An 11,443-nucleotide genomic window follows, 5' to 3' on the forward strand; every position below is an offset into this window, starting at 1 on the left:
GGGACCCACGCACGACCACGAGGAGCCCGGCGCCATCACGGCGCCGGGCTCCTCGCGCGTCGTGGGCCGGGCCCGGCCGTCAGGGACCGGCCGCGTCGCCGAGCCCAGCGTCTCCGAGCCCAGTGCCGCCCAGCCCAGCGCCGCCGAGGAGCACTGAGATCGCGGTGACCCCCTCGCTCTCGTCCTCGACGCCGAGGATCGCGTGCCCGCGCATGCGCGCCCAGGCGGGCACGTCGTGGCGGGCCGCCGGGTCCGTGGCCAGCACGGTGACGATGGCGCCGTCCGGCAGGTCGCGCGCCACGCGTGCCAGCCGGATCACCGGCAGCGGGCAGCGCAGCCCGCGCGCGTCGACGGTGACGGCCTCGGTCACAGCCCGTGCACCCCGAGCATCTCCCGGACGCGAGCCACCGCGCCGGGGAGCACGTCGCAGAACCGCTCCACATCGTCCGCCCGCACGTCGCGCGGCAGCGCCAGACGCACGTTCCCGTGGGTGAGCACGCCCATCGCGGCCAGCACATGGCTCGGCTCGAGGGCGCTCGACGCGCACGCCGAGCCGGATCCGACGGCGAAGCCCAGCCGGTCGAGCTCGCCGACCAGCGCCTCGCCGTCCACGTACAGGCACGAGAACGTCACCACGTGGGGGAGCCGGTCCTCGGGGTCGCCCACGACCTCGACGTCGGGGACCTGCGCGGACACCCGCTCCCGGATGCGGCGCACGAGGTCGCGGCGGCGGGCGTCGGCGTCCGCGCGGGCGCGCAGCGCGTCCTGCAGGGCCACCGCGGCGGCGAGGGCCGCGGGGACGAAGACGCCGCCAGGCGACCAGCGGTCCTCGTCCTCGGGCCAGTCCGGCGCACGCCGCACACCCGCGCGGGTGACGAGCACCCCGATGCCGCCCGGCGCGCCCCAGTCGCCCGGATCGGCCGCGAGGACGTCCCAGGCGTCCCCGACGGGCGCGTGGCCGAGGCTCGCGCCGGCGTCCACCAGCAGCGGCACGCCCGCGCGGCGCGCGAGCCCGCGCGCGGCGTCGACCGGCTGGACGGTGCCGACCTCGCCGTTCGCGTGCTGCAGCGCCGCCAAGGCGACCCCGGGGGCCGCGACCGCCGCCGCCCACGCGTCCAGGTCGACCCTGCCGCGCCGGTCCACCGCCACGTCGACCCGGCGGCCCGCCGCGCCGCCCCAGGGCTGGGCCGCGGCGAACGTGGCGGCCTCGAGCGCGGCGCCGCGTTCCACCGCCGAGACGACCACGTCGCGCCCGGCGCGCCGTCGGCCGCGCGCCACGCCGCGCACCGCGGCGTGCAGCGCCAGCGTGGGGGAGCCGTGCAGGTCCACCTCCTCGGTGCGGGCGCCCACGGCGTCGGCGATCGCCGCGCGGGCGCCGTCGAGCAGCAGGCGCGCGCGGCGGCCCTCCGAGTGCAGCCGGCGGGGGTCCGCCCATCCCTCGTCCACGGCCTGGGCGAACGCCTCGCGGGCGGCCGGGAGCAGTGGCGCCCGGCCCCCGGCGTCGAGGAACACGCGGGAGGGGAGCGTGGCGTCCGTCACATGCCGCTCCGGGCTCGCGGGTGCGGGGTGGGGGCGCGGTGAGAGGTCACCTGGGCACGGTAGCGCGGCCTGCCCGCTCGACATGAGCCGGAAAGCCCATGTCAGACGCCCGCGACGGGGCGCCAAGGGTGCTGACAGGTTGTCGTCTTCAGCGCGCCGTGGTCACGCTGAACGCGAATCTTGACGCTAGGCTGCACACGTCGAGGACGAAGGTCCCAGGTGGAGGCCGCCCGAAGAGGTGGTGGCCCAGGCCGGGACGTGAGTGAGAGGTCCCCAGTGCGCCCGCAGAACCCCAGCCGGAACCGGCGCCCCGCTGTGAAGTGGGGGGCCCTGGTGACCGTCGCCGTCCTATTCCTCGCGGGGTGCTCCGCGGAGGTCCAGCGGGGCTTCCTGCCCGGCTACACCGACGGGCAGGTGACCAACCAGACCGGCCGGATCACCAACCTGTGGGTCGGCTCGTGGATCGCCGCGCTCGCTGTCGGCGTGATCACCTGGGGCCTGATCCTCTGGTGCATCACCGTCTACCGGAAGCGCAAGGACGACGAGCGGCTGCCCGTGCAGCTGCGGTACCACGTCCCGCTCGAGGTCATGTACGTGATCATGCCCCTGATCATGGTCGGCGTCCTCTACTACTTCACCGCGCGCGACCAGTCGGAGATCCAGTCCAACGAGGCAGAGTCCGACCTCACCGTGCAGGTGATCGGCAAGCAGTGGAGCTGGGACTTCAACTACCTCACCGATGACGCCTACGACACCGGGGAGCACGCCCAGGAGATCGGCGCGGACGGCGTCCTCGCCGAGCAGCCGACCCTGTGGCTCCCCGTCGACGAGCGCGTGCAGTTCGTCCTCAACTCCCGCGACGTCATCCACTCCTTCTGGGTGCCCGCGTTCCTCTACAAGCAGGACATGTTCCCGGGGCGGACCAACCTGTTCCAGATCGTGCCCACCCGCGTGGGCGAGTACGTCGGCAAGTGCGCCGAGCTGTGCGGCGAGGAGCACTCCTCGATGCTCTTCAACGTCAAGGTCGTGGAGCGTGACGAGTACGACGCGCACATCGCCGAGCTGCGTGAGAAGGGCCAGACCGGCGCGCTCGGGCTGGAGTACAGCCGCCTGCAGGACTTGAACGGCGTGGCGAACCCCGCCCGCGCCACGGAAGAGGTTGACAACTGATGGCCACCGCAACCGAGGCGATCCCCGGCCTGGCCCCGAACCGCCAGACACTCGGGCGGACGGTGGTCAAGTGGATCACCTCCACCGACCACAAGACGATCGGGTACCTCTACCTGATCACGTCGTTCCTCTTCTTCTGCTTCGGCGGCGTGCTCGCCCTGCTGATCCGGGCCGAGCTCTTCGAGCCCGGCATCCAGATCGTGCAGTCGAAGGAGCAGTACAACCAGCTCTTCACGATGCACGGCACGATCATGCTGCTGCTGTTCGCGACGCCGCTGTTCGCTGGCTTCGCGAACGTCATCATGCCGCTGCAGATCGGCGCGCCCGACGTCGCGTTCCCGCGGCTCAACATGTTCGCGTACTGGCTGTACCTGTTCGGCGGCATCATCGCGTGCGCCGGGTTCGTGACCCCGCAGGGGGCCGCGTCGTTCGGCTGGTTCGCCTACGCGCCGCTGTCCAACGCCGTCTACTCGCCAGGGCTCGGTGGAGACCTGTGGGTGTTCGGGCTCGCCCTCACCGGCTTCGGCACGATCCTGGGCGCCGTCAACTTCATCACCACGATCGTGACGATGCGCGCGCCCGGCATGACGATGTTCCGGATGCCGGTGTTCACCTGGGGCACGCTCATCACCGCGCTGATGATCCTCATGGCGTTCCCGCCGCTCGCCTCGGCCCTGTTCGCGCTCGGCGCGGACCGCCGGCTCGGCGCGCAGGTGTTCAACCCGGACAACGGGGGAGCGCTGCTCTGGCAGCACCTGTTCTGGTTCTTCGGGCACCCCGAGGTTTACATCATCGCCCTGCCGTTCTTCGGCATCGCGTCGGAGATCATCCCGGTGTTCAGCCGCAAGCCGCTGTTCGGCTACAAGGGCCTGGTCTACGCGATCATCGCGATCGCGGCGCTGTCGATGACGGTGTGGGCGCACCACATGTACGTCACCGGCGCCGTGCTGCTGCCGTTCTTCGCGCTCATGACCATGCTGATCGCCGTGCCGACAGGCGTGAAGTTCTTCAACTGGATCGGCACGATGTGGCGGGGGAAGATCACCTTCGAGACGCCGATGCTGTGGACCCTCGGGTTCATGGTGACGTTCCTCTTCGGCGGCCTCACCGGGATCATCCTGTCCAGCCCGGCCCTCGACTTCCACCTGTCCGACTCGTACTTCGTGGTGGCGCACTTCCACTACGTGGTCTTCGGCACCGTGGTGTTCATGATGTTCGCCGGCCTGTACTTCTGGTGGCCCAAGTTCACCGGGCGCATGCTCGACGAGCGGCTCGGCAAGATCCACTTCTGGACGCTGTTCATCGGCTTCCACGCGACGTTCCTGGTGCAGCACTGGCTGGGGGTCGACGGCATGCCGCGCCGGTACGCCGACTACTCCCCGCAGGACGGGTTCACCTGGATGAACCAGCTCTCGACCGTCGGGTCGGTGCTGCTCGCCGCGTCCACGCTGCCGTTCCTGTGGAACGTGTACATCACCTGGCGCCGGGCGCCCAAGGTGACGGTCGACGACCCGTGGGGCTACGGGGCGTCGCTCGAGTGGGCCACGAGCTGCCCGCCGCCGCGGCACAACTTCACGTCGCTGCCGCGCATCCGCTCCGAGCGCCCCGCGTTCGACCTCCACCACCCGGAGATCGCCGCCCTCGACCGCGCGCAGCCGGACACCGGTGTGCTCGACCAGTTGCTCGGCGACGCCGACCGGCGTGGTGAGAACACACTGGTGGAAGAGCGCCTCGCGCAGGGGACAGGGGAGCCTGAGCAGTCCGCGACCCAGGTGAAGGACCAGGGCGACGAGCCGGAGGACCAGCGATGAAGATCGAGTACAAGCTCTTCCTCTACGGGGTGGTGTTCTTCCTTCCCGTCGGCCTGATCTACGGGCTGTGGAGCGGCTGGGAGCCCATCGGCTCCCTCGGCATCCCGCTGGTGGCGGCCCTCGTCGGGATGATCGGCGGCTACTTCCTGCTGCTGTCGCGCCGCATCGACCCCCGCCCCGAGGACGACCCCGAGGCCGAGATCGAGCAGGGCGCCGGTGACCAGGGCGTGTTCAGCCCGTGGAGCTGGTGGCCGCTGGTCATCGCCGGCGCCGCCGCGCTGGTCTTCCTGGGCATGGCTGCCGGTTGGTGGATCGCCTACATCGGCGCCGCGTTCGCCGTGATCGGGCTGGTGGGCTGGGTGTTCGAGTTCTCCCGCGGCCAGCACGCCCACTGACGCGATCTCAGCAACGACTACGCAAGACCCACGAGCCCCCACGCGCCTAGCGTGGGGGCTCGTGGTGACTGTGAGCGAGGGCGTGGATGTGGGACGGGACAGGCGCGGCAGGCGGCGGAGGGCTATGGCCGCCGTCGCGGGAGCGTTGGCGCTCCCGATGCTCGGCGGTTGCGCCTGGTTCGGCGGCGACGAGGACACGGGCGACATGGTCGAGGTCTTCGACCTGGCGGTGGGCGACTGCCTGCGCACGCCCGCGGAGATCACCGCCGAGCTGACCGAGGTCGAGCGGGTGTCGTGCGAGCAGCAGCACACCCTCGAGGTGTTCGCGGTCACGGGCTATGAGCCGGCCGACGCCGAGTTCCCCGGCGACGCGCAGCTCGCCACCTACGCCGACGGCGCCTGCGTCGCCGAGTTCGAGGGCTACGTCGGCCTCGACTACCGCGACTCCGACTTGTTCTTCACGTACCTGCTGCCCTCGGCGCGCGGCTGGTCGCAGGGCGAGGACCGTGACATCACCTGCCTGGTGACCACCACGGGCGCCCAGTTGACCGCGTCCGTGCGCGGCGCTGAGGTCTGAGGCGCCGTGGGCAGGCCCCAGGTGACGTCGACGGCGATGCTCATGTGCTCGTTCGGCGTCGCGCCAGCGACGATGCAGGTGCTGCCGGTCAAGCGGGTGATGGTCGAGGGGAAGCCCGCGGCGACGATCATCGACGCGACGCCGTTCGTCAACATCCCCCCGTTCGCGATGTGCATGAGCCTGGCGAACCCGGCCGTGGCGGCGGCCACCAGCGCGGCGCTGGGCGTGCTCACCCCGATGCCGTGCACGCCTGTGACGACCCCCTGGGCGGGGGGCTCGCCGACGGTGCAGATCGGCGGCGCGCCGGCCCTGGTGGCGGGGACGACCTGCGCCTGCGCGTACGGCGGGGTCATCCAGATCGTGATGCCGGGGTCGGTGCGCACCACCAGCTGAGCGCCGCCCCGGGGCGCCCGCGTCCAAGTTGCGTAGCGATTACCGATGAGCGGCGCCGTGCCCGCCGCATAGCCTCGGCAAGCCCGTGCCACCCGCATGCCTGCGGCCATCACGGGCATGTGCGCACATTGGTCAGGCTCGACGGAGGAGAGGTCTGTTGCTGATCCCCACGGTCGAGGACGGCCTGGAGGCGTTCTGGCGCGCCACGCTGCCATTGCCCCGCGAGGTGGGCGACGTGTCCTTCGAGACGCCGGCGTCGAGCTGGTCTTCTCAGGTGAACCGCATCACCGTCAACGCGTTCCTCTACGGGATCAGCAGGAGCGCGCAGCCGCCGCGCCCCGCCGCGGCACGGGCCACAGGCGCCGGCGCGCAGCAGCGGGCCCCGCTGCCGATGGTGCAGCTCGACTACTTGGTGAGCGCCTGGGCGAGCGTCGTGCGCGATGAGCACCAGTTGCTCGGCGACGTGATGTCGCGGGTGCTCGCCCACCAGGTGCTGCCCCCGCAGTACCTGCCCGCCCCGTTGGCCTCGGGGGTGCAGCTCGCTGTCGTGCAGGATCAGGGCAACCGGCCGCGCGACCTGTGGGGCGCGCTCGGCGGGCAGCTGCGCGCGAGCTTCCTGCTGATGGTGACCGTCGCGGGTGACGCCTTCGACTGGGAGGCGGCGCCTCCGGCCGTCACATCGGTGGCCGGCTCCGCGGTCGCGACTCCGCGGGGCGCGCCCGAGGCGCCCACCGCCGCGCGCGGGGGCTCGGGCATCCGCCGGGAGGGCTCCGGCCTGGTGCGGGACGCCGACGGATCTGGGCCCGCGTGACCGTCGGATGAGGGTGCTGTGTGCTGTCGACCGGGTGGAGGTCGCGCCCGGGTCGAGTGTCGAGATCCCGCTGGAGGTCGTGAACACCGGCCACGTGATCGAGGGCGTCGGCCTGCGCGCGCGCGGGTCGCTGGAGGAGTTCGCCCACGCGCGTCCCGAGCGGGTCGCGCTCTTCCCCGACGCGTCCGGGACGGTCACCGCCGTGGTGGACGTGCCCGCCGTGTTCCCGGCGGGCGCCCACCCGCTGGCGCTGCTCGTCACCGGCAACGACCCGGCGGTCGTGGCCGGGGCCCATGAGGTCCTGGTGGTGGTCGGGGTCCGCCCCGCGCTGGCGGTGGAGGCCGACCCCGCCGTCGCGCGGGCGTGGCGCAAGGCCGAGTTCGCCGTCGACGTGGTCAACAAGGGCAACGTGCTGCTCGACGTGGCGCTGCGGGCTGATGACGCGGACCGCAGCCTCCGGGCGAAGGTCACGCCGTCGAGCGTCTCGGTGGCGCCCGGTGAGCGGGCCCGCTGCACGGTGGAGGTCCGCGGGCCGCGCCACCTGGTGGGCTCCGACCGCGACCGGGCGCTGCGACTGGACGCGACGGCGGCCGAGCAGCAGGCGACGGTGCCGTTGGTGCTGCGCCAGCGGCCGCTGATCGGCCGGGGCCTGCTGACCACGCTGACCCTGGTCGCGATCGTCGGCATGTGGGCGGCGGTGTCACTCCTGGGCATCCGCGCGGTGCTGGGCCAGGACCCGCTGACCCGGGTGGCGCCGGCGTCGTTCTTCGCCGCGTCCGGCTCCGCCGACGGCGCCGCGGGCGGCGTGGCGGGGGCCGTCCCGAAGGACGGGGCCGTGGCCGCGGGCGTCGGGGGAGTGCTGAGCGGGCAGGTGCGGGGCGCCGTCGACCCCACGGGCGTCGGGCGGATCACTGTCGAGGTGATCCGGCTGGGACGCGACGGGCCGGTGGTGGTCAGCTCGGCCGCCACCCAGGCGGACGGCGGCTACACGGTGGCCGGGCTGCTGCCCGGCTCCTACCATCTGCGGTTCAGCGCCGAGGGCTATGACGACGTGTGGCACCCGCAGGCGCCCGCGCTGGAGGGCTCGGACCCCGTGCGCGCCACAGCGGGCGAAGTGACCGACGGTGTGGACGCCGTGATCACGGGACATGAGGCGGCCTTGCGGGGGACTGTCACGCTCGCGGACGACGACGAGGTCGTCACTGTGACCGCCCGGCCGACCTGGGCCGGTGGCGAGGCGCTGTCGCCGTGGGAGGCCACGGCCGCCGCCGACGGCTCCTACGTGCTCGCGGGCTTGCCCGCGCCGGGCTCCTACGAGGTGACGTTCAGCGCCGAGGGGTACGCGCCGACCACCCTCGCCGAGCGGGTGCTCGGAGGCCAGGAGCGCTTCGTGACGGACGTGCGGCTCGGGGCGGGCTCCGGGCAGATCACCGGCCGGGTCACGGACGGAGGGGCCGGGCTAGGCGGCGTCGTGGTGAGCACCACCGTCGACGGCAAGACGCTCGAGGTCGGCACCCCCACCACGGGCACGGTGGGCGCCTACGTCTTGACCGGGCTGCCCACCCCCGGCACGTACGTGCTGACCTTCGCGAAGGACGGCCACGCCTCCCGCACCCTCGTCGTGGACCTGGGGCCGGGGGAGCAGCGCACCGGCGCCGACGTCGCGCTGCGCGCGGGCGCGGGGACGATCACCGGCAAAGTCACCGACGCGGCGGGGGCCGGGCTCGGCGGCGCCACCGTGCGCCTCGGCGGGTCATCGACGGCGGCGGTCGTCACGACGCTCACGCAGGGCGACGTGGGCGCGTTCCAGCTGACGGGGCTCGCGGGCGCGGGCTCGTACACGGTCACCGTCGAGCTCGCGGGGCACGCGGCCGCGACGGTGCCGGTCGTGGTGGGCTCCGACGGGAGCTCGGCGCCGGTGCGCGTCACCCTGACGTCGGCGGTGGGCGCCGTCTCCGGCCGGGTGTTGAACGCGGGCGTGGCAGTGGGCGGCGCCAGCGTCGAGGTGACCGACGGCAAGCAGACCTGGCGCACCACGTCCGCGAGCGGCACCGGCGCGTTCACCGTGGGCTCGCTCGCGCCGCGCCGCTACACCGTGCGGGTGCTGCAGGGCGCGCAGGTGGTCGCCGCGACCCTGGTCACCGTCACTGCCGGGGGCGTCGCCTCGCAGGACGTCGACCTGACGGCGGGGAGCTGACATGCGTGTGGTGACCGAGCCGCGTCGGGCGGTGGCGCACCCCGGCCAGGAGACCGTGCTGACGGTCGCCGTGACCAACACCGCCGACGTGATCGCCGGGGCGACGGTGCGGTTCCTGGGCGCCGACGCGAGCTGGGTCACCGTCGAGACGCCGACGCTGCGGCTGTTCCCCGGCGCCACCGAGCAGACCGAGGTCCGGGTGCTGCTGCCCGAGGGCGTGCCCGCCGGCGAGCGGCAGATGGCCGTCCAGGTCACAGCGCTCGGCGAGGGCGGTCTCACCCATGTCGAGGACATCACCCTCGAGGTGCCGCGCGCGCCGCGCGTGGACGTCCGGCTCGAGCCGGCCACGGTCACCGGCGGCCGGGGCGGCGTCTTCGGCGTGGTGGTCGAGAACAACGGCAACACCACGGAGACGTCCTCGCTGGTCGGCGCGGACGCCGAGGGCAAGGTCAGGTTCGCGTTCACCCCCGACACCTTCGTGCTGGCCCCGGGGGAGCAGGTCACCACGGAGCTGCGCGCCCGCGGCCGGCGGCCGTGGTTCGGCAGCCCCGCGGTGCGCCCCTTCGAGTTGCGCGTCACGGACCCGCGCGGAGACGTCGCCACGGGTCGTCGCGGCCGCGGCGGCGCCCCTGACTGGGACGAGGAGGACCTCGCACAGGGGCCGAGTGTCGTGTCCGACGCGACACCGCCGGCGGCCATCGGGGTGCTCGTCCAGCGTCCCCGGTTCAACCGCGGGCTCATGTCCCTGCTCGGGCTGCTCGTGGCGGTGAGCGTGTTCGCGGTGGTGATCGCCGTCGCGCTGACCAGCGTGGTCAACCGCTCCGCAGCCGACCGGGACTTGGCGCTGCAGGTGGCGCAGGCACGCGAGCAGGGGGCCACGGTGGGGACGTCGTCGATCGGCGGCGTGGTGCGGCTGCTGTCCTCCGAGGGCGCGGTGGCTGGCGTCGCCGTCGAGGCCTTCGGCGCGTCGGACCCCACGCAGGCGCTGGCGACGACGGCCACCGGCGACGACGGCGCGTTCCAGGTGTCGAAGCTGCCCGCCGGGGAGTACAAGCTCAGGTTCCGCGGCGCGGGGTTCAGCGAGGTCTGGTACCCGTCCTCGCCGTCCCCTGAGGACGCCGCCGCCGTCGAGCTCGGCACAGGGCAGTCGGTGGGCGGGCTCGTCGTGCTGCTCGGCGGCGTGCCCGCGACGCTTTCCGGGACTGTGGTGGGCGCCGATGTGGCGGGGGCCACCGTGCAGCTCGAGCTGCCGATCGAGGCCGAGGACCTGGCCGGCGCGGCGCCGGGGGCCACCACGGGCGCGATCGTCCGCACCGCCCCGGTGGGCGCGGACGGCACATTCCAGCTCGAGGACGTCCCCTCGCCGAACGTCTACGACATCGTGGTCTCGAAGCCGGGCTTCAGCACCCAGGTGCAGCGCGTCGACGTCGCGGCGGGCGAGTTGCGCTCCGGCATCGAGATCCGGCTGCTGGAGGGCGACGGCACGATCTCCGGCGTGGTGGTCGGGTCCCAGGGGCCGATCGGCGACGCCACCGTGATCGCGACGGCCGGGGACGTCACGGTGCGCACCGTGACGCTCACCGACGGCGACGTCGGCTCCTTCACCCTGCGCAATCTGCCCACCCCGGCGACGTTCACGGTGGTCGTCGCGGCGGCCGGCCACTCGTCGGCGACCCTCAGCCTCGACCTCGCCGCAGGCCAGGCCCTCACCGGCGTCTCCGCGACCCTCGGGATCGACTCGGGGCGCCTCGGGGGCAGGGTCGGGGTCACCCCGGCCGGCCTGCGCGCCGGCGGGGTGGGCGTGACCGTCAGCGACGGCGCGCGCACCTGGCAGACGGTCAGCCAGTCAACTGTCGACGTGGGCGCGTGGTCGGTGTCCGGCCTGGCGATCCCCGGCTCGTACACCGTGACGTTCACCCGGGACGACCTCGCCACCCAGGTCGTATCGGTGAGCCTCGACGGCAACGGCTCCGTCACCTCCGGCGCCCCGCGGGCCGACCAGGTCAACGCGACGATGCGGGCCTCCACCGCCCAGCTCGCCGGCATCGTCTCGCAGACCGACGAGCAGGGGGCCGTGACCGGGCCGGCGCCCAACGTGACGGTGACGCTGTCCTCCGGCAGCACGCAGTACCAGGTCACGACCGCCTCGACGCCGGCCGCCCAACGGGGCAGGTACGCGGTGGACGCACTGCCACCGGGCACGTACACGGTGACGTTCTCCCGCTCGTCGACGGCCTCCACCTCGAGCATCGTGACGCTGGTCGCGGGCCAGACCGCCGTGCTCGACGCCACCCTGGCCAGCCCCGCGAGCGTGCGCGGCAAGGTCACCCAGGCCGGTGTCGACGCGGCGGGCGTCGTCGTCAACCTGTACCGGGCCACCGACTACGGCACAGCCGCCGGCCCCGTCGCCAGCACCACCACGAACACCAGCGGCGCCTACGCCTTCCCCGAGGTGGAGGCCCCCCAGCACTACCTCGTCGAGGTGCGGATGAGCGCGTCCGGGCCGCCGACCGCGACATCCGCGGTCACCACAGTGCTCAACAGCCAGGC

At 73.3% G+C, this 11,443-nt stretch carries 10 protein-coding genes; 8 read left to right on the forward strand and 2 right to left on the reverse strand.

Going from position 1 to position 11,443, the window contains the following annotated elements; all coding sequences use genetic code 11:
* Nucleotides 1-79: 79 nt before the first annotated feature.
* Both QUV83_RS14855 and QUV83_RS14860 read right to left on the reverse strand, forming a co-directional pair.
* Nucleotides 80-370, reverse strand: a complete 291-nt coding sequence (locus tag QUV83_RS14855; RefSeq protein ID WP_289565664.1) for a sulfurtransferase TusA family protein — start codon at nucleotides 368-370, stop codon at nucleotides 80-82.
* The gene (locus QUV83_RS14860) at nucleotides 367-1,539 is read right to left on the reverse strand and encodes an aminotransferase class V-fold PLP-dependent enzyme (protein WP_289565666.1); all 1,173 of its coding nucleotides are present in this window, start codon (nucleotides 1,537-1,539) and stop codon (nucleotides 367-369) included. The genes QUV83_RS14855 and QUV83_RS14860 overlap by 4 nt, the downstream gene beginning before the upstream one ends.
* Before the next feature lie 333 nt (nucleotides 1,540-1,872).
* Here QUV83_RS14860 and ctaC point away from each other — a divergent pair, with 333 nt between their 5' ends.
* The 8 genes from ctaC to QUV83_RS14900 all read left to right on the forward strand — a co-directional run.
* A complete protein-coding gene (gene ctaC, locus QUV83_RS14865; RefSeq protein ID WP_289565668.1) occupies nucleotides 1,873-2,709 on the forward strand; it encodes an aa3-type cytochrome oxidase subunit II in 837 nt (278 codons plus the stop codon).
* Nucleotides 2,709-4,520 (forward strand): aa3-type cytochrome oxidase subunit I, encoded by a 1,812-nt coding sequence (ctaD, locus tag QUV83_RS14870; protein ID WP_289565670.1) that lies wholly within the window; start codon nucleotides 2,709-2,711, stop codon nucleotides 4,518-4,520. The genes ctaC and ctaD overlap by 1 nt, the downstream gene beginning before the upstream one ends.
* Nucleotides 4,517-4,915, forward strand: coding sequence for a cytochrome c oxidase subunit 4 (locus QUV83_RS14875; RefSeq protein WP_289565672.1), 399 nt, complete (start codon nucleotides 4,517-4,519; stop codon nucleotides 4,913-4,915). Before ctaD ends, QUV83_RS14875 begins: the two co-directional genes overlap by 4 nt.
* A 124-nt stretch (nucleotides 4,916-5,039) precedes the next feature.
* On the forward strand, nucleotides 5,040-5,492 hold the full coding sequence (locus tag QUV83_RS14880; protein WP_289565674.1) for a septum formation family protein: 453 nt from the start codon (nucleotides 5,040-5,042) through the stop codon (nucleotides 5,490-5,492).
* 6 nt (nucleotides 5,493-5,498) lie between these two features.
* Entirely contained in the window at nucleotides 5,499-5,885 is a 387-nt protein-coding gene (locus tag QUV83_RS14885) for a DUF4280 domain-containing protein (RefSeq protein WP_289565676.1), read from the forward strand.
* Between the two features lie 157 nt (nucleotides 5,886-6,042).
* Entirely contained in the window at nucleotides 6,043-6,696 is a 654-nt protein-coding gene (locus QUV83_RS14890) for a DUF4255 domain-containing protein (RefSeq protein WP_289565678.1), read from the forward strand.
* Between the two features lie 7 nt (nucleotides 6,697-6,703).
* A complete protein-coding gene (locus tag QUV83_RS14895; protein WP_289565680.1) occupies nucleotides 6,704-8,893 on the forward strand; it encodes a carboxypeptidase-like regulatory domain-containing protein in 2,190 nt (729 codons plus the stop codon).
* A gap of 1 nt (nucleotide 8,894) precedes the next feature.
* Nucleotides 8,895-11,443 (forward strand): carboxypeptidase-like regulatory domain-containing protein (locus QUV83_RS14900; protein ID WP_289565681.1); only part of this gene is annotated, 2,549 nt, incomplete at its 3' end.

This window comes from Cellulomonas cellasea (assembly GCF_030372105.1).
Lineage (GTDB): Bacteria > Actinomycetota > Actinomycetes > Actinomycetales > Cellulomonadaceae > Cellulomonas_A > Cellulomonas_A cellasea_A.

Bases quoted from the DNA above. Each gene is read 5' to 3' on its own strand.
- QUV83_RS14880 (WP_289565674.1), top strand. From the start codon at position 5,040: ATGGCCGCCGTCGCGGGAGCGTTGGCGCTCCCGATGCTCGGCGGTTGC.
- ctaD (WP_289565670.1), top strand. From the start codon at position 2,709: ATGGCCACCGCAACCGAGGCGATCCCCGGCCTGGCCCCGAACCGCCAG.
- QUV83_RS14875 (WP_289565672.1), top strand. From the start codon at position 4,517: ATGAAGATCGAGTACAAGCTCTTCCTCTACGGGGTGGTGTTCTTCCTT.
- QUV83_RS14895 (WP_289565680.1), top strand. From the start codon at position 6,704: ATGAGGGTGCTGTGTGCTGTCGACCGGGTGGAGGTCGCGCCCGGGTCG.